At 65.6% G+C, this 18,278-nt stretch carries 15 protein-coding genes; 12 read left to right on the forward strand and 3 right to left on the reverse strand.

All coding sequences use genetic code 11. The features are described from left to right. Positions 1 to 77: 77 nt before the first annotated feature. The 9 genes from hemE (at position 78) to GWI72_RS18015 (ending at position 10,295) form a co-directional block, all read left to right on the forward strand. The gene (hemE, locus tag GWI72_RS17975) at positions 78 to 1,106 is read left to right on the forward strand and encodes a uroporphyrinogen decarboxylase (RefSeq protein ID WP_161677591.1); all 1,029 of its coding nucleotides are present in this window, start codon (positions 78 to 80) and stop codon (positions 1,104 to 1,106) included. A 10-nt stretch (positions 1,107 to 1,116) separates the two neighbouring features. After that, complete coding sequence (gene hemJ / locus GWI72_RS17980; protein WP_161709545.1) at positions 1,117 to 1,545, forward strand: protoporphyrinogen oxidase HemJ; 429 nt, start codon at positions 1,117 to 1,119, stop codon at positions 1,543 to 1,545. A gap of 269 nt (positions 1,546 to 1,814) precedes the next feature. Further along, complete coding sequence (gene rho / locus GWI72_RS17985; RefSeq protein ID WP_161677589.1) at positions 1,815 to 3,080, forward strand: transcription termination factor Rho; 1,266 nt, start codon at positions 1,815 to 1,817, stop codon at positions 3,078 to 3,080. Between the two features lie 119 nt (positions 3,081 to 3,199). Next, positions 3,200 to 3,754, forward strand: a complete 555-nt coding sequence (locus GWI72_RS17990) for a GNAT family N-acetyltransferase (protein ID WP_161709546.1) — start codon at positions 3,200 to 3,202, stop codon at positions 3,752 to 3,754. Positions 3,755 to 4,164: 410 nt separating this feature from the next. Continuing rightward, positions 4,165 to 5,517 carry a tRNA uridine-5-carboxymethylaminomethyl(34) synthesis GTPase MnmE gene (gene mnmE, locus GWI72_RS17995; protein ID WP_161709601.1) on the forward strand — a complete coding sequence of 451 codons (1,353 nt, stop codon included), beginning with the start codon at positions 4,165 to 4,167 and terminating at the stop codon, positions 5,515 to 5,517. A 378-nt stretch (positions 5,518 to 5,895) separates the two neighbouring features. Further along, entirely contained in the window at positions 5,896 to 7,770 is a 1,875-nt protein-coding gene (gene mnmG / locus GWI72_RS18000; RefSeq protein ID WP_161709547.1) for a tRNA uridine-5-carboxymethylaminomethyl(34) synthesis enzyme MnmG, read from the forward strand. Between the two features lie 13 nt (positions 7,771 to 7,783). After that, positions 7,784 to 8,452, forward strand: coding sequence for a 16S rRNA (guanine(527)-N(7))-methyltransferase RsmG (rsmG, locus tag GWI72_RS18005; RefSeq protein ID WP_161677586.1), 669 nt, complete (start codon positions 7,784 to 7,786; stop codon positions 8,450 to 8,452). Further along, positions 8,452 to 9,276 carry a ParA family protein gene (locus GWI72_RS18010; RefSeq protein WP_161677585.1) on the forward strand — a complete coding sequence of 275 codons (825 nt, stop codon included), beginning with the start codon at positions 8,452 to 8,454 and terminating at the stop codon, positions 9,274 to 9,276. The genes rsmG and GWI72_RS18010 overlap by 1 nt, the downstream gene beginning before the upstream one ends. Before the next feature lie 92 nt (positions 9,277 to 9,368). Next, on the forward strand, positions 9,369 to 10,295 hold the full coding sequence (locus tag GWI72_RS18015) for a ParB/RepB/Spo0J family partition protein (protein ID WP_161677584.1): 927 nt from the start codon (positions 9,369 to 9,371) through the stop codon (positions 10,293 to 10,295). A 163-nt stretch (positions 10,296 to 10,458) separates the two neighbouring features. Here the strand turns inward: GWI72_RS18015 and holA are convergent, their stop codons facing one another. Genes holA through leuS form a run of 3 tightly spaced genes read right to left on the reverse strand, consistent with a single transcriptional unit; the run spans position 10,459 to position 14,691 of the window. Continuing rightward, positions 10,459 to 11,502 carry a DNA polymerase III subunit delta gene (holA, locus tag GWI72_RS18020; protein WP_161677583.1) on the reverse strand — a complete coding sequence of 348 codons (1,044 nt, stop codon included), beginning with the start codon at positions 11,500 to 11,502 and terminating at the stop codon, positions 10,459 to 10,461. A gap of 14 nt (positions 11,503 to 11,516) precedes the next feature. Beyond that, positions 11,517 to 12,092: an LPS assembly lipoprotein LptE gene (locus GWI72_RS18025; RefSeq protein ID WP_161709548.1), complete on the reverse strand. Its 576-nt coding sequence runs from the start codon at positions 12,090 to 12,092 to the stop codon at positions 11,517 to 11,519. Beyond that, complete coding sequence (gene leuS / locus GWI72_RS18030; RefSeq protein ID WP_161709549.1) at positions 12,079 to 14,691, reverse strand: leucine--tRNA ligase; 2,613 nt, start codon at positions 14,689 to 14,691, stop codon at positions 12,079 to 12,081. The genes GWI72_RS18025 and leuS overlap by 14 nt, the downstream gene beginning before the upstream one ends. A 226-nt stretch (positions 14,692 to 14,917) precedes the next feature. Between leuS and GWI72_RS18035 the strand changes: the two genes are divergently transcribed. The 3 genes from GWI72_RS18035 (at position 14,918) to acs (ending at position 18,081) form a co-directional block, all read left to right on the forward strand. Further along, positions 14,918 to 15,586: a YggS family pyridoxal phosphate-dependent enzyme gene (locus GWI72_RS18035; protein ID WP_161709550.1), complete on the forward strand. Its 669-nt coding sequence runs from the start codon at positions 14,918 to 14,920 to the stop codon at positions 15,584 to 15,586. Positions 15,587 to 15,614: 28 nt separating this feature from the next. Then, entirely contained in the window at positions 15,615 to 16,013 is a 399-nt protein-coding gene (locus GWI72_RS18040) for a DUF1761 domain-containing protein (protein WP_161709551.1), read from the forward strand. 130 nt (positions 16,014 to 16,143) lie between these two features. Further along, positions 16,144 to 18,081 (forward strand): acetate--CoA ligase, encoded by a 1,938-nt coding sequence (gene acs, locus GWI72_RS18045; RefSeq protein ID WP_161677578.1) that lies wholly within the window; start codon positions 16,144 to 16,146, stop codon positions 18,079 to 18,081. The last annotated feature ends 197 nt before the right edge of the window (positions 18,082 to 18,278 follow it).

The following is an 18,278-nucleotide window of genomic DNA, read 5'->3' on the forward strand; positions in this document are numbered from 1 at the left end:
CTCACAAGAATAAGAAACAGATTCAAATCTACATCAGACTCCCTTTTTAGGGCCCTGACGGGGAAAAGGACCGATCCATGAAATCAGGCGACCGGGCCGTCATGCGTGTGCTGGCTGGAGAACGTCTCTGGCCGCCTCCAATCTGGATGATGCGGCAGGCAGGGAGATATCTGCCGGAGTATCGGGAGACACGGGCGAAGGCGAAGAACTTCCTCGACTTCTGCTACAATCCGGACCTGGCAACGGAGGTCACCCTCCAGCCGATCCGGCGCTACGGCTTCGACGCGTCGATCCTCTTTTCCGACATCTTCGTCGTCCCGGATGCGATCGGCTATCCGGTTCGCTTTGAAGAGGGCCGTGGTCCTGTTCTCGAACCGCTGACGCACGGCGTGCTGGACCGCCTGGAGCAGGGACGAGCAGAGGCTCACCTGGAACCGGTGATCGAGACAGTCCGACGCCTGCGCCGCGAGCTGCCGGCGGAAACCACGCTCCTCGGCTTCTGCGGTGCACCCTGGACCGTTGCCTGCTACTCGGTCGCCGGCCATACGACGCAGGACCAGACTGCGGCCCGGGTCGGCGCCTACCGTGACCCGGCGCTGATGCAGCGGTTCATCGACGAGCTGGTGACGGCCTCGATCCGCTATCTGATCCGCCAGCTGGATGCCGGCGCGGATGCCGTGCAGATCTTCGACACCTGGGCCGGGGTCCTCGACGAGGAGGGGTTCCAGCGCTGGTCCATCGAGCCCACCCGCCGCATCGTTGCCGGCGTGAAGGCCGAACGGCCGGAGGCCCGGATCATCGGCTTCCCGAAGGCCTCGTCCGCCCGCCTTGCCGCCTATGTGGCCGGAACCGGCGTCGATGCGGTCGGGCTTGACTGGACCGCGCCAGACCACGTCGCCCAGGCGATCCAGAAGACCGTGCCGGTGCAGGGCAATCTCGATCCGATGCGGCTGGTGGCCGGCGGTGCGGCTCTGGATGAGGGCATTGCCCATGTCCTGAAGGCGCTCGGGCAGGGTCCGCTGATCTTCAACCTTGGCCATGGCGTCACGCCAGAGACCGATCCTGCCCACGTGGCCCGGATGATCGAGCGCGTGCGGCAGGGATGAGGGCCGGCAAATGGATCTCTACCTCTGGCTCAAGTCCCTGCATGTGATTGCCATCATTGCCTGGATGGCCGGACTGCTCTACCTGCCGCGGCTGTTCGTCTATCATGTCGACGCCCCGGCCGGCTCGCAGCAGTCCGAGACCTTCAAGGTGATGGAACGGCGCCTGCTCAAGGCAATCATGACGCCGGCCATGCTCGTGTCCTGGGGGCTTGGCCTCTGGCTTGCCTATGACATCGGTGCCTTCAGCCAGGGCTGGTTCCACGCCAAGCTGACGCTGGTGCTCGTGATGTCCGGGATGCACGGATACCTCGCCGGCTGCGTCAAGGTGTTTGCCCGCGATGCAAACACGCGTCCGACGCGCTTCTACCGGATGCTGAACGAAGTACCGACAGTCCTGATGATCGGAATTGTCATCCTGGTCATTGGCAAGCCGTTCTAAGTGACGTTGCGTTCACAGTACAATCCCTGATCCCGCGAGAGCCATTACGCTCTTGCGGGACAGAAGCGAAGCAGCTATGTTCGCTGCCAACTTCACGAAAGGCGCACGGGGCGCACCCCCCAAATGCCCAAGGGCGAAGCAGACCGGCTGTCCCAAGGCCGGTGACGCCACGTGTTAACTTCTGTAGCCGATTTCACCAGCGTTTCGGATTTCAGAAGCGGCTCGCCGCCGGACGATCCCCCCCACCCAAGAGAGAACGACCCCAGTTTATGCGGGAAATGAAACTCAAAGACCTGAAAGAGAAAACGCCCACCGAGCTTCTCGCCTTCGCCGAAGAGCTCGAGGTCGAAAACGCCAGCACCATGCGCAAGCAGGAACTGATGTTCGCGATCCTGAAACGCCTGGCGGCGCAGGATGTCGAGATCATCGGCGAGGGCGTTGTGGAAGTGCTTCAGGACGGCTTCGGCTTCCTGCGTTCGCCCGATGCGAACTATCTCCCCGGACCTGACGACATCTACGTTTCCCCGTCCCAGATCCGTCGTTTCTCTCTGCGCACCGGCGATACGGTCGAAGGCCAGATCCGCAGCCCCAAGGAAGGCGAACGCTACTTCGCGCTGCTGAAGGTCAACACGATCAATTTCGAGGACCCGGAAAAGACCCGTCACAAGGTCCATTTCGACAACCTCACCCCGCTCTATCCGGACGAGCGGTTCAAGATGGAAATCGGCGATCCGACCTCCAAGGACCTGTCCTCCCGGATCATCGATCTGGTCGCCCCGCTCGGCAAGGGCCAGCGTGCGCTCATCACCGCGCCGCCGCGCACCGGCAAGACGGTGTTCCTGCAGAACATCGCCAAGTCGATCACGACCAACCACCCCGAGTGCTACCTGATCGTCCTGCTCATCGACGAACGTCCGGAAGAAGTGACGGACATGCAGCGGACGGTGAAGGGCGAGGTCGTTTCCTCCACCTTCGACGAGCCGGCGGCCCGGCACGTGCAGGTGGCCGAGATGGTCATCGAAAAGGCCAAGCGCCTTGTCGAGCATGGCCGCGACGTGGTCATCCTGCTCGATTCCATCACCCGCCTCGGCCGCGCCTACAACACCGTTGTTCCGTCCTCGGGCAAGGTGCTGACCGGTGGTGTGGATGCCAACGCGCTGCAGCGCCCGAAGCGCTTCTTCGGTGCCGCACGCAACATCGAGGAAGGCGGGTCCCTGACCATCATCGCGACCGCGCTGATCGACACCGGCAGCCGCATGGATGAAGTGATCTTTGAAGAGTTCAAGGGGACGGGTAACTCCGAAATCATCCTCGACCGCAAGATCTCCGACAAGCGCGTCTACCCGGCGATCGACATCCAGCGCTCCGGCACCCGCAAGGAAGAGCTGCTCGTGCCGCAGGAACGTCTCAAGAAGACCTTCGTCCTGCGCCGCATCCTCAACCCGATGGGCACGGTCGACGCGATCGAGTTCCTGCTCGACAAGCTCAAGCAGACCAAGTCGAACGACGACTTCTTCGACAGCATGAACACCTGATCCGATTCGGATCCGGTTCAGGCTCGGACCAGACGGGCGCCGGCGGGGAGACCTTCCGGCGCCTTTTGCTGTCTGCTAAGGCTTGCGCATCTGAATCGGCTCCGGATCGACCGCCTCCCATGTTCAGCCTGGAAACAGATCGCCTGCTGCTGCGTCCCTGGGAGGATGCGGATCTTGACGCCTTTGCGGCCATGAATGCCGATCCGGAGGTCATGCGCCACTTTCCGGCCGTGATGAGCCCGGCGGAAACGGCGGCCATGATGGCGCGGATGCGCAGCAAGCTCGCAACGGACGGCTTTGGTGTGTTTCCCGTGATCCGAAAGGCGGACGGGCGATTTGTCGGCTTTGTCGGCCTCAATCGTCCGGCTTACCCCGTGTCGCTGCCCTTCGATCCTTGCGTCGAGTTCGCCTGGCGGCTTGTCCGCGATGCCTGGGGGCAGGGCTATGCCACCGAGGCAGCCCGGGCCTGGATGCGATTCGGTTTTGAAACGCTTGATCTCGACGAGATTGTCGCCTTCACGGCTGCCGGCAATCGTGCCTCCCGACGCGTGATGGAGCGGCTCGGCATGGCCCGGTCAGAGGCCGATGATTTCCTGCACCCGGTTTTGCCCGCAGATCATCCGCTCGCGCCGCATGTGCTCTATCGCCTGCCGAGAGCGGTCGCAGGCTTCTGAGCACAGGTGGGCCTGGCTCCGGCCCGATTCACGTGAAACAGGCCGTGAAACAGTCCGTCGGCGCCGGACCGCCCGGCGCCGGATCGAATCGGATCCGCACCGGTTCCCCCCCTTGCGGCAGGGCGCGCCTGACCCGCGGCCGGGGCAGGGGGTGGCCGACGCCCGGTCAGGCCAGGAGATCGAATCGGCTCCGCATCAATCCTCTCGCGTGGATCGCTCCCCGACCTGCCTTGCCAGTGCCCGCTTCCCTGTCGGGGCCATCCTGCGCCCCTGACCCTGTGCGGCCGACCCTGTGCTGCCGACCTTGGCCGCGCTGTCCTGTCCTGACAGTCCGGGTCTAGGCACCGGCAGCGGAAGCCTGTATGGGCGTCGGGGAGCTGTCCCGTTTTCACGCCCGGATCACCGTCATGATGACCGACACCATCTATGCCCTCTCGAGTGGGTCCCTCCCGTCCGGCGTTGCCGTCATTCGCCTCAGCGGCCCGGCGGCTCTCGCGGCAGCCGGGCAGCTGACCGGACGCAGCCTTCCCCCACGCAAGGCGACGCTCTGCCGTCTGCGGCATCCGGCGACGGGGGATGTGCTCGACCAGGCGCTGGTGCTGTGCTTTCCGGCCCCGCAGAGCTTCACCGGCGAGGATGTGGTGGAGTTGCAGTGCCACGGGGGCCGCGCGGTGGTCGCTGCCGTCCTCGGGGCTCTGGCAGCGTTGCCGGGGTTGCGTCCGGCCGAGGCTGGCGAGTTCACCCGCCGCGCCTTCGATCGTGGCCGCATGGACCTGACCGAGGTGGAAGGGCTGGCTGATCTCATCGCCGCCGAGACCGAGGCGCAGAGGCGGCAGGCGGTGCGGCAGATGGAGGGAGCGCTCGGCCGGCTCTATGAGGGCTGGCGCAAGCGGCTTGTGCACATGCGGGCGATGATCGAGGCGGACTTCGATTTCGCCGACGAGGACGATGTGCCCGGAAGCGTTGCCGATGAGGTCTGGATCGAGGCCGCCCGTCTGCGGGACGAGGTGGCAGACCATGTTGCCGCCGCTCCGCGCGGGGAACGTCTGCGGGACGGGCTGCAGGTCGTGCTGATGGGAGCGCCCAATGCGGGCAAGTCGAGCCTGCTGAACGCCATGGCCGGGCGTGACGTTGCCATCGTCACCGAGGAGGCGGGCACCACGCGTGACGTGCTCGAGGTGCATCTCGACCTCGGTGGGTACCCGGTGACACTGGCGGACACCGCCGGGCTCCGCACCGGTGCGGGACGGGTGGAGCAGGAAGGGATTCGGCGCGCGACAGAACGCGGCCGACGGGCGGATCTCGTGCTCTGGCTGCAAGAGCCGGGCGGGGTGGCGCCGGAGGACCCGGCCAGCGGTCTGCCGGAGGTGGTCCGGATCGAGTCGGTTCCGGTCTGGTTGGTTCGGACAAAGACTGATCTTGAGACTCATCCGAAACAAGACTCATCCGAAACAGCACAGGATTTCCCTGTCTCGGTGGCAACAGGCGTGGGGCTTGCGGCGCTTCTCGAGGCGCTTGCCCGTTTTGCGGGCGACACGTTTGGTCGGGGCGAAGCCCTCGTGGCGACCCGGGAGCGGCACCGCCATCATCTCCAGTCCTGCCTGGCCGGCCTCGACCGGGCGCTGCAGCTGTCGCATCTGCCGGCAGAGCTGCGCGCCGAGGAGCTGCGGAGTGCCGGCGACAGCCTCGGGCGGATCACCGGGCGGATCGACGTGGAGGACCTGCTGGATGTCATCTTCCGTGAGTTCTGCATCGGCAAGTGATGTTTCACGTGAATCCGGACCGTGTCCGAACCGAGCCTTGTTTCACGTGAATCAGGGCTCGTTTCGGTTTCGGATGTTTCACGTGAATCCGGGGGGGCGTGTCTGCCGGTTCCGGGTCTGCGTTCCGCCTCGACCAGAGGGGAGGGGTGTTGGCCCGGGTGCTGTTTCACGTGAATCCGGTCCATCGGACATCTACCGGGTTGGGGGTGATTCACGTGAAATCGTTTTGACCGACGGGGGTGTCATTCCCTATAAGAAGCATCGAACAGGGCCGGCGGGACTTGAGTCCCGGAGCGTGCTGCATCCGGCCCCTTCAATTCCTGTCCATGTCAGATGAGGCCTTCGCCAGGGGTGGAGGCGCAAGCGGGTGCGGTGCCGATGGCTGAGGCGTTGCGATTTGATGTTGTCGTGATTGGTGGCGGTCATGCCGGCTGCGAGGCGGCGGCGGCCTCGGCGCGGCTTGGCGCCCGGACGGCGCTGGTCACCCATCGCTTCGAGACCATCGGGGTCATGTCCTGCAATCCGGCCATCGGCGGTCTCGGCAAGGGTCATCTCGTGCGCGAGATCGACGCTCTTGACGGATTGATGGGTCGCGTCGCCGACCGGGCTGGCATCCAGTTCCGGCTGCTCAACCGGCGCAAGGGTCCGGCCGTGCGGGGGCCGCGGGCCCAGGCGGACCGAAAGCTCTACCGGGAGGCGATGCAGGCCGAGATCCGGTCCACCGCCAACCTCGAGGTTGTCGAGGGTGAGGCGGACCGCCTGCTGCATCGGGATGGTGCCGTCTCCGGTCTCCGGCTCGCGGATGGACGCGAGATTGCCTGCGCTGCCGTCGTGCTGACCACGGGCACCTTCCTGCGCGGGTTGATCCACATCGGTGATCGCAAGATCCCGGCTGGCCGCGTGGGGGAGGGGCCGGCGCTTGGTCTCTCGGCTTCGCTGGAGGAGATCGGCTTCGCGCTGGGGCGGCTGAAGACAGGCACGCCGGCCCGGCTGGATGGCCGGACGATCGACTGGGCGCGGCTGGAGGAGCAGCCGGGCGACGAGGAACCCGTGCCCTTCTCGACGCTGACCGCCGCGATCACCACGCCGCAGATTTCCTGCCACATCACCCGCACGACCGACGAGACGCACCGGATCATCCGCGAGAACCTGTCGCGCTCCGCGATGTATTCGGGCGAGATCAAGGGCCGCGGTCCGCGCTACTGCCCGTCGATCGAGGACAAGATCGTCCGCTTCGGCGACCGCGAAGGCCACCAGATCTTTCTCGAGCCGGAGGGTCTCGACGATCACACGGTCTATCCCAACGGCATCTCGACCTCGCTGCCGGAGGATGCGCAACTCGCGTTCCTGCGGACGATCCCCGGGCTTGAGGCCGTGTCGGTGCTGCAGGTCGGCTACGCCATCGAGTATGACCATGTTGATCCGCGCGAGCTGACGACCACTCTGGAGGCGCGGCGATGCAAGGGCCTGTTCCTTGCGGGGCAGATCAACGGCACGACCGGCTATGAGGAGGCCGGTGCGCAGGGGCTCGTGGCCGGCCTGAATGCCGCGCTCCGCGCCGGGGGAGGCGCGCACGACTTCGTTGTCGATCGCGGTCAGGGCTACATCGGCGTGATGATTGACGATCTGGTCACGCGGGGCATCACCGAGCCCTATCGCATGTTTACCTCCCGGGCGGAGTATCGTCTGTCGCTGCGTGCCGACAATGCCGACCAGCGCCTGACGCCTGCCGGTCTGGCGCTTGGCTGCGTTGGTCCCGTGCGTCGCGCCGCCTTTGAAACGAAGGTCGCGGCGCTCGAGGCGGCGCGGGATCTCATGCAGGGGCTCAGCATCACGCCGGCCCAGGCGGCGCGTCAGGGGCTGCCCGTCAACCAGGACGGCATCCGTCGCAGCGCCTTTGATCTCCTGTCCTATCCCGACATGACGCTCGACCGTCTCTATCCGATCTGGCCGGAGCTTGCCGGCATCGCGGCCCCCGTTGCCGAGCAGGTGGCCACCGATGCGCTCTATGCGGTCTATCTGGATCGCCAGGCCGCCGACATCGCCGCCCTGCGCCGCGATGAGGCTCTTGCCATTCCTGAAGACTTCGATTTTGCCGCGCTGTCGGGCCTGTCGAACGAGGTGCGGCAAAAGCTGGAAACGGTTCGGCCCGAAACGATTGGCCAGGCGTCCCGCATGGACGGCATGACGCCGGCGGCGCTGACCTTGCTCCTGTCGCAGGTGAAGCGGCTCGACCGGCGCGGCGCGGCGTGAGGGGCTTGTGAATATGGTTGGGAAAACCCCCAAGGACGGACCGCATATCCTCAAGGATTTCGCCTCTGTTTCACGTGAAACTGAGGAGCGGTTGAAAACTTACGTGGATCTGGTCTTGCGCTGGCAGCCGGCCCAGAACCTGATCTCGCCGGCGACCATCCCGGAAATCTGGCGCCGGCATGTGGCCGACAGCCTGCAGCCGCATCTGGTCCGGCCGGAGGCGAAACGGTGGGTTGATCTTGGCAGCGGGGCAGGGTTCCCGGGGATCGTGACAGCGATCCTCCTCGCCGATACGCCAGGTGCCCATGTCTATTTCGTTGAAAGCAACCAGCGGAAGGCGGCCTTCCTGCGCACAGCCCTGCGCGAGACCGGGTCCAGCGGCACGGTGCTCCCTGTACGGATCGAGTCGGCGGCGGAACAATGGACCCATGGTCCGGTCGATGCCGTCTCGGCCCGGGCGCTCGCCTCGCTGGATGCGCTGCTGCACTATTGCCGGCGGTTCATGGAGGAGGGCGCTGTTGCCGTTTTCCACAAAGGCCGCGATTTTCAGCGGGAGGTTAACGAAGCGTCTCACGCCTGGGGCTTCGATCTGGTAGAAAAGGTCAGTCTCATTGATCCAGAGAGCCGCATGTTGATCCTCTCCAACCTGGCGGCCCGATCTGTCGAGGAAGGTTCCCGGTGATGAACAAGCTTCCGGATTCTCCGCGCGTGCTCGCGCTTGCCAACCAGAAGGGTGGCGTCGGCAAGACCACCACTGCCATCAATCTCGGCACCGCACTGGCCGCCATCGGCGAGCGCGTCCTGGTCGTCGACCTCGACCCGCAGGGCAACGCGTCCACCGGGCTCGGCATCGACCGGCGTGATCGCGCCCTTTCGACCTATGACATTCTCTGCGGGGACTGTTCCATGGAGGAGGCCGTGAAGGAAACGGCGGTGCCGCGCCTCTGGGTGGCTCCCTCGACGATGGACCTGCTCGGCCTCGAACTGGAAATCGCCTCCAGCGCCGACCGTGCCTATCGTCTGCGCAAGGCCATCGACCAGTTCGCCACCTCGCGGCTGTTCCGGGAGATCGGCTTCACCTATGTGCTGGTCGACTGCCCGCCCTCGCTCAACCTGCTGACCATCAATGCGCTGTCGGCGTCGCACTCGATCCTGGTGCCGCTGCAGTGCGAGTTCTTCGCGCTGGAAGGTCTCTCGCAGCTGCTGTCGACCGTGGAGCAGGTTCGCACCGCGCTCAACAACGAGCTGACGATCCATGGCATCGTCCTGACCATGTATGACAGCCGCAACAATCTCTCGAGCCAGGTCGTCGCCGACGTGCGCGAGACGATGGGCGATGCGGTCTACGAGACCATCATCCCGCGCAACGTGCGTATTTCGGAAGCCCCGTCCTACGGCAAGCCGGCCCTGCTTTATGACCTGAAATGCGCCGGCAGCCAGGCCTATCTGCGGCTGGCCTCCGAGATCATCCAGCGGGAACGTGAGCTGCGCCGCGTGGCGGCCTGACGGCGGCCGGTCCCTGTCTCGCTCGGAACGCGGCGGATGCGCCGCGTTTTCCATTCCTGATCCAAGACCAATCGCGCAAGCGGAGAAAAACCATGGCTGAAGACGGTGGACGCAACAAGCGGCTGGGCAGGGGCCTTGCCGCGCTGATCGGCGATGCGGGCATTGTTCCGGCCTCGCAGGAGCAGGCGGCCGCCCAGGCGGACAAGGCCCCGCCGCGCGACACCCGCAAGGTGCCCGTCGAGTTCCTCGAGCCCAACCCGCGCAACCCGCGCAAGACCTTCCACGAGAAGGACCTGACGGAGCTGACCGAGTCGATCCGGGAGAAGGGCATCATCCAGCCCATTCTCGTGCGTCCTGCGGCCGGCAAGCCCAATCATTACGAGATCATCGCCGGCGAGCGGCGCTGGCGGGCGGCCCAGCGGGCCGGCCTGCATGACGTGCCCGTGCTGATCCGCGAGATCACCGACCAGGAAGCGCTCGAGCTGGCGATCATCGAGAACGTCCAGCGCGCCGACCTGAACCCGATCGAAGAGGCGCTCGGCTACGAGCAGCTGACGGCCGAGTTCGCCTACAGCCAGAACGATCTGGCCCGGCTAATCGGCAAGAGCCGCAGTCACGTCGCCAACACCATGCGTCTGCTGAAGCTGCCGAACGCCGTGAAGGACTATCTGGCCGAGGGGCTGATCACGGCCGGCCACGCGCGCGCGCTGATCACGCTGGAGGATCCGTCGGCGCTGGCCGAGCTGATCGTCGAGAAGGGTCTTTCGGTGCGCGAGGCCGAGAAGCTTGCCCAGGATCCGGAAATCCTGTCCAAGCTCTCCGGCAGCAAGGACACGGCGGCCAAGGCCGAGAAGGATGCGGACACCCGTGCGCTGGAAAAGCGGCTGACCGACAGCCTTGGCCTCAAGGTCGCCATCGGGCACAAGCCCGGCAAGGAATCCGGCGAGATGAAGATCAAGTATGCCTCGCTGGAGCAGCTCGACGAGCTGTGCCGCAAGCTCGGCATCGAAACCCGCTAACGGGTCATCAGGATGGTCGAATCGGAAGCGGTCCGGCTTGTCCGGGCCGCTTTTGTTTTAGCAACGCCGTTACATCTCAGGCGTCATCCCGGACGAGCGTCAGCTCGAGCCGGGATGACGATGGAGAGACTGTTCTCGGTTCGCCACTTTCTGGCCGCGTTGTTTATCGGCGGGACCGGCTTCGCGCGCCGGCGACCCGGGCGAGGGTCAGAAGGGCTTCGGACAGGACCGGCATGCCGATGCGGTCGTTCAGCCGGGCAATGCGCATTGCCTCCGACAGCCTGTCCATGGCCTTCTCCAGATCCGGTGCCGTCCAGATGGTCAGCTGGCGGGTGAGGGCGGTCTTGCGCTTGAAGAACACCGGCGGCCGCACGTTTTCGATCACCTGTGCGGCCGGGGTGCCGCTGTCCACATCCGCGCGCAGGCGGTGAAGCCACTGGAAATGCGCCAGCGTCTGCCCGGCGATGACGGAGGCGTTGCTGCCGGCCGCATCCAGCCGTTCCAGCCCGTGGTCGAGGGCGGGCAGGTCTCCGCCGGCGGCCGCGTCGATCAGTTCGGAAAGCTCGAAGGCCGAGGCATCGCCGATGATCGCCTCGATGTCGTCGGTGTCGATCCGGCCCTTGCCATGGGCATAGAGGCAGAGCTTGCGCAGTTCGCCGCGGCTGGCCATGCGGTCGGCGCCGAGCAGCCCGTGCAGGCTGGCGCGGGCCTCGCGGGTGATGGTCAGCCCGGCGGCGCGGGTCTCCTCGTCAATGAGCGTTTCCAGGTCTCTGGCCGTGTCCGCGTAGCAGGGAACGGCGACGGCGCGCTTGTCGGTCTCGAACAGCTTGCGCAGGCCCGTGCCCTTCTTGAGGTCGCCCGCCTCGATCACCACGACAGCCGGGCAATCGAGCAGGTTGACCACAGGCGTGACGGCCGGCAAGAGGTTGCGGCCGCCGGCATCCTTGACCCAGATGGTGCGGCGACCACCGAACAGCGGGATGGTCAGGGCCTCGTCGATCAGCCGATTCGGATCTGAAACGACATCCGCCGCATCCAGTTTGGCGAGGCTGAAGGGGTCGTCGTTGCCGGCGCTGTAGGCGGCAACAAGGGCCTGTGCCCGTTCGGACACAAGCCCCGTGTCGGGTCCATAGACCAGGATCGCGTGGACATTCGCCGGCGGCTTGGCGACAAAACGATCAATGTCGCCGGCTTTCAGCGCGACCACGGCATCACCTCATCTCACCGGGCCGTGGCGAAGTAGCCGGCAATGCGGGCCTGGACATCCTGAGCCACCTGCTTGGCTGCACGTTCTTCCGCGTCGCGGCGGGCGCGCAGGTTGGCAAAGCGCTGGCTGGAGAAGTCATAGGACGCCGTGGCGAAGGACTTGCCCGTCATCAGCGTCCGGTCGGTGGTGATGTCGGACAGGACGAAGGAGACGTTCATCGTCGTGGTGTAGGCCGAGGGCACGTCGGCGAGCCGCTCGACACCCACTTCCGACACGCCGATGTTCATGACCATCTTCAGCCGGTACTTCTTGGCCGGCGGATAGGCGCCGCGCTCGAAGCCGAACAGAAGCTCATTGTAGAGCACGCGCCGGGCGTCGGACAGCCGCATCTCGGTGACCGTGTCGATCCGGTCGATCTCGATGGCGGCCAGTTCCGTCTGCACGCTTTCGCCGGCCGTACCGGAGACGCTCGGGAGCTGGCCATAGAGCGGCCGCACCTGACAGCCGGCCAGCAGCACGCCGCTGGCCAGGATCAGGGCAAGCCCGAGGGAGGTGCGGCGCCCGCGCGCCCAAGCATCAGCCAACGACATTCACGATCCTCTGCGGCACCACGATGATCTTGCGCGGAGCGCGGCCTTCCAGCGCCCGCTGGACGAAATCCTGGGCCAGTGTGGCTGCTTCGACGTCGGCCGTCGAGGCGTCGCGTGCCACGGTGATCTCGCCCTTCTTCTTGCCGTTGACCTGAACCGGCAGGACGACGCTGTCCTCGACCAGCAGGCTCTCGTCGAGCGCCGGCCAGGCGGCTTCCGCCACCAGCGTGTCATGTCCGAGTTCGGACCAGCATTCCTCTGCAAGATGCGGCATCATCGGTGCCATCATCATGACGAGGTATTCGCAGGCCTCGCGCGCGGCCCAGGCGGCATCCGCCGCGCCGAGACCGGCGTGGACCGTCTTGCCGATCTGGTTCACGAGTTCATAGATGCGGGCGACCGCCCGGTTGAAGCCGAGGCCTTCGATGTCGCGGGAGACGGCGGCCAGCGTCTTGTGCGTGGCACGGCGCAGCTCCAGCGCCGCTTCGCCCATTTGCGGGGCCTCGACGCCGCGCTTCGGCGTGGCCGCCACTTCGCCGACCAGGCGCCAGACGCGCTGCACGAAGCGCCAGGAGCCCTGAACGCCTTCCTCGGTCCAGATGACGTCGCGCTCCGGCGGGCTGTCGGACAGCACGAACCAGCGGGCCGTGTCGGCACCATAGGTCTCGATGATGTCCGTCGGGTCGACCGTGTTCTTCTTCGACTTGGACATCTTCTCGATGGAGCCGATGGTCACCGGTGCGCCGGTGGCGATCTCGACTGCCTGGCGCGTCTCGCCCTCGACGAAACGGATCTCGGTCGGGCTCAGCCACTTGCCCTCCACGCTCTTGTAGGTCTCGTGCGTGACCATGCCCTGCGTGAACAGGCCCTTGAACGGCTCCTTCAGGTCCAGCGCGCCCACCTTCTGCATCGCGCGGGTGAAGAAGCGCGAGTAGAGCAGGTGCAGGATCGCGTGCTCGATGCCGCCGATGTACTGGTCGACCGGCAGCCAGCCATTGGCCGCCTGCGGATCGGTCGGTTCGTCATGGTGCGGAGCGGTGAACCGGGCGAAATACCAGGAACTGTCCACGAAGGTGTCCATGGTGTCGGTTTCCCGGCGCGCCGGCTTGCCGCATTTCGGGCAGGCGCAATGGCGCCAGGTGGCGTGCCGGTCGAGCGGGTTGCCGGGCTTGTCGAAGGTGATGTCGTCCGGCAGCTTGACCGGCAGGTTCTCGTCCTTCTCCGGCACCACGCCGCAGTCGTCGCAATGGATGACCGGGATCGGGCAGCCCCAGTAGCGCTGGCGCGAGATGCCCCAGTCACGCAGGCGGTAGTTCACCTGGCGGGTGGCCTGCGGCGCACCGTGGAGCGTTACCGCTTCCAGCTTGCGCGCGACCGCCTCCTTGGCTTCGGCGATGCCGAGGCCGTCGAGGAAGCCGGAGTTGAAGAGGGTGCCATCCTCCGTGTAGGCCACGTCGGCGACGGTGAAGGCGGCCGGATCGGCGTCCTTCGGCAGCACGACGGGCTTCACCGGCAGGCCATACTTGCGGGCGAAGTCGAGGTCGCGCTGGTCATGCGCCGGGCAGGCGAAGATCGCGCCGGTGCCGTAATCCATCAGGATGAAGTTGGCGATGTAGACGGGCAACTCGATGGAGGCATCCAGCGGGTGCCTCACGCGCAGGCCCGTGTCGATGCCCTTCTTCTCGGCCGTCTCGATGGCCTCGGCCGAGGTGCCGATGCGGCGGCAGTCCTCGATGAAGGCCGCGATGGCCGGATTGCTCTCCGCGAGCTTCCCCGAGATCGGGTGATCCGGCGACAGGCCCATGAACGAGGCACCGAACAGCGTGTCGGGGCGCGTGGTGAAGATCTCGAGCGTCGTGTCGCCCGTCGGGGCCGGAGCGGTGAACTCGAAGCGGACGCGCAGGCCTTCCGACTTGCCGATCCAGTTCTTCTGCATCAGGCGGACCTTTTCCGGCCAGCGGTCGAGCGTGTCGATCGCCTCCAGCAGGTCCTCGGAATAGTCGGTGATCTTGAAGAACCACTGGGTCAGCTCGCGCTGCTCGACGAGGGCGCCGGAGCGCCAGCCGCGGCCGTCGATCACCTGCTCGTTGGCGAGCACGGTCATGTCGACCGGGTCCCAGTTGACCTTGGACTTCTTGCGATAGACGAGGCCGGCTTCCAGGAACTTCAGGAACAGGCGCTGCTGCTGCGTGTAGTATTCCACGTCGCAGGTCGCGAACTCGCGGCTCCAGTCCAGCGACAGGCCCATGATCTTGAGCTGGCCGCGCATGAAGGCGATGTTCTCGTAGGTCCAGTCCTTCGGATGGACGTTGTTCTGCATGGCCGCGTTCTCGGCGGGCATGCCGAACGCGTCCCAGCCCATCGGATGCAGCACGTTGAAGCCGCGGGCGCGCTTGTAGCGGGCCACGACGTCACCCATCGCGTAGTTGCGGACGTGTCCCATGTGGATGCGGCCGGACGGGTAGGGGAACATCTCCAGCACGTAGTATTTCTCGCGCGGATCGTCGTTGGACGTCTTGAACACGTCCTTCTCGTCCCACAGCTTCTGCCAGCGCGCCTCGACATCGCGCGCGTTGTAACGTTCCCGTTCCGTAGCCATCAATTTCGCCATTTCATCGGCGCCCGCAAACAGGCGCGCATCACACACAGGTCTGCCGGACTGTCACCAGAATTTCCCGCAAGGGTCAACATGATTGGCTGAAATTGCGGCGCATTTCGCGCCGGGAAGAGGGCTGCGGGAAGCAGTGGCTTGAACCGGAGAGGCTTGCCACCGTATCAGAGGCACACGCCGCCCGCCACGGGCGCCTGATGCTGGAGATCCTGCCATGGCCGACACCGCCACCGACCGTCTTGCCGCGGTCCTTGCCGACATCCGCAGCGCCGAGGCCGAACAGGGTCGCGCCGCCGGCGCCGTCACCCTGATCGCCGTGTCGAAGACCTTCGAGGCCGACGACATCCGCCCCGTGCTGCAGGCCGGGCAGCGCGTCTTCGGCGAGAACCGGGTGCAGGAGGCGATGGGCAAGTGGCCCGGCCTGCGGCAGGAGTTCTCCGGCATCGAGCTGCATCTGATCGGGCCGCTGCAGTCCAACAAGGCCAGGGAGGCGGTCGCCACCTTCGACGTGATCCACACCATCGACCGGGAGAAGATCGCCCGGGCCCTGAAGGTGGAGATGCTGGCGCAGGGCCGGGACCTGCCGTGCTTCATCCAGGTGAACACCGGCGAGGAACCGCAGAAGGCCGGCATCGCGCCGAAGGAGGCCGACGCTTTCATCCGCCTGTGCCGCGAGGACATCGGCCTGACCGTGATCGGCCTGATGTGCATTCCGCCGGTCGAGGAGGCGCCGGGGCCGCATTTTGCCCTGCTGCAGAAGATTGCCACCCGCAACGGACTTGCGCAGCTCTCGATGGGCATGTCGGCCGACTACGGCATTGCCGTTTCCTTTGGCGCCACCCATGTGAGGGTCGGTTCCGCCATTTTCGGCGGCCGGGGCTGATCTGCAAGGGCCGGGGAGGGCCGGGGCGATGATGTTCGACGGGATCAACCTGATCGGTGTGGCGGTGGCCGGGCTGGTCAGCTTCTGCTTCAGCCTGGCCTGGCATCTGGTGCTGGGGTCACGCTGGCAGCGCCTTGCCGGTGTTGCCCCCGGAACGCCGCAGCGCGATCCGCTGACGCTGGTCGTCTCGCTCGTCGCGCATCTGCTGATGGCCTTCATCTTCGCCGGCGTGATCTACCATGCCGGGGGTCTCAGCATGAAAAGCGGCCTGATTTCCGCAGGAATGATCTGGACCGGCTTTTTCCTCACATCGCTCGTCGTGACCCATCGGCATCAACGGTCAAGCCCCCTTCTGACGCTGGTCGAGAGCCTGCACTGGCTCGGCGTGGTGGGTCTCCAGGGCCTCGCCATCGGAATTGTCGGGTGACCTAACCACCGAATCCGCCTACGAAAGTTCGACTTATCCCTAATGGACGCGACCGGGGCTGCCCAGCATAATGCCGCCGAACCGGGGGTGTCCCAAGGGAAGCCAGCCGGAAAGCAGTTGGGAGGAAGGCATGTCGGACAACGTGTTCCCGGTGTCGGCGGAGGTGGCGGCACACGCCCTCGTCGACAACGCAAAATACCTGGAAATGTATCACCAGTCTGTCGAGAACCCGGATGCCTTCTGGGGCGAGCACGGCAAGCGCGTCGACTGGATCAAGCCGTTCACCCGGGTCAAGAACACGTCCTATGATCCGCACAATGTCTCGATCAAGTGGTTCGAGGACGGCACGCTGAACGTCTCGGCCAACTGCATCGACCGTCATCTCGCCCGCCGTGGCGACCAGCCGGCCATCATCTGGGAAGGCGACGACCCGTCCGAGCACAAGATCATCACCTACCGCGACCTGTCGCGCGAGGTGAACCGCTTCGCCAATGTCCTGCATGCCAAGGGCGTGAAGAAGGGCGACCGGGTCACGATCTATCTGCCGATGATCCCCGAGGCGGCCTATGCCATGCTGGCCTGTGCCCGCATTGGTGCCGTGCATTCCATCGTTTTCGGCGGCTTTTCTCCGGACAGCCTGGCGCAGCGCATTGCCGACTGCAAGTCCACCTGCCTGATCACGGCAGACGAGGGCCTGCGCGGCGGCCGCAGCGTGCCGCTCAAGGCCAATGCCGACAAGGCCGTCGAGAAGGCACCGGTCGAGACCATGATCGTGGTCAAGCGCACCGGCGGTGCCGTGACCATGACCCCCGGCCGCGATGTCTGGTATCACGACGAGGCCGAGCGCGTGTCCGACCACTGCGAGCCGGTCGAGATGAACGCGGAAGACCCGCTGTTCATCCTCTACACGTCCGGCTCCACGGGCAGCCCCAAGGGCGTGCTGCACACCACCGGCGGCTATCTGGTCTATGCGTCGATGACGCACCAGTATGTCTTCGACTATCACGACGGCGACATCTACTGGTGCACCGCCGATGTGGGCTGGGTCACCGGCCACAGCTACATCGTCTACGGGCCGCTCGCGAACGGCGCCACCACGCTGATGTTTGAGGGCGTTCCGACCTACCCGAACGCCGGCCGCTTCTGGGATGTGGTCGACAAGCACAAGGTCAACATCTTCTACACCGCGCCGACGGCCATCCGCTCGCTGATGGGCGCCGGCGACGAGCATGTGACCCGCACCTCGCGCAAGAGCCTGCGCCTGCTCGGCTCCGTCGGGGAGCCGATCAATCCGGAAGCCTGGCTGTGGTACCACAACGTGGTCGGCGAGAAGCGCTGCCCGATCGTTGACACCTGGTGGCAGACCGAGACCGGCGGCATCCTGATCACGCCGCTGCCGGGAGCCACGGCGCTGAAGCCGGGTTCTGCCACGCGGCCGTTCTTCGGTGTCCAGCCTGCCGTCGTCGATGCCGAGGGCAAGATCCTCGAGGGTGCGACCGAAGGCAACCTGGTGATCCTCGACAGCTGGCCCGGCCAGATGCGCACGGTCTATGGCGATCATGACCGCTTCGTGCAGACCTACTTCTCCACCTACAAGGGCATGTATTTCACCGGCGATGGCTGCCGCCGCGACGCGGATGGCTATTACTGGATCACGGGCCGCGTCGACGACGTGATCAACGTGTCCGGTCACCGCATGGGAACCGCCGAGGTGGAAAGCGCGCTCGTGGCGCATCCGAAGGTCTCGGAGGCCGCTGTCGTGGGCTATCCGCATGACATCAAGGGGCAGGGCATCTACGCCTATGTCACGCTGATGGCCGGCGAGGAGCCGAGCGAGGCCCTGCGCAAGGAGCTCGTCGCCCATGTCCGCAAGGAAATCGGCCCGATCGCCTCGCCGGACCTCATCCAGTTCGCGCCCGGCCTGCCGAAGACCCGCTCCGGCAAGATCATGCGCCGCATCCTGCGCAAGATCGCCGAGGACAGCTTCGACAGCCTTGGCGACACCTCGACGCTGGCCGATCCGGCCGTGGTCGACGATCTGATCGAGAACCGCCAGAACCGCACCTGATCCTTCGGCCCGCCGCCGAAACACGAAGGCCCGCCGGCGAACCGGCGGGCCTCAGACTGCTGACAAACTTCGGGTTTCGTCAGTTTGCCGTCATTCCGGACAAGGTGAGCGTTCAGCGAACCGCAGATCCGGAATCCAGCATGTCTGTGCGAGCGCAAGCGAGCCCAAAACCAAGTCAACTCGATACGACTCGCGAC

This window comes from Pannonibacter sp. XCT-53 (assembly GCF_009915765.1).
GTDB classification, from domain to species: Bacteria; Pseudomonadota; Alphaproteobacteria; order Rhizobiales; family Stappiaceae; genus Pannonibacter; species Pannonibacter tanglangensis.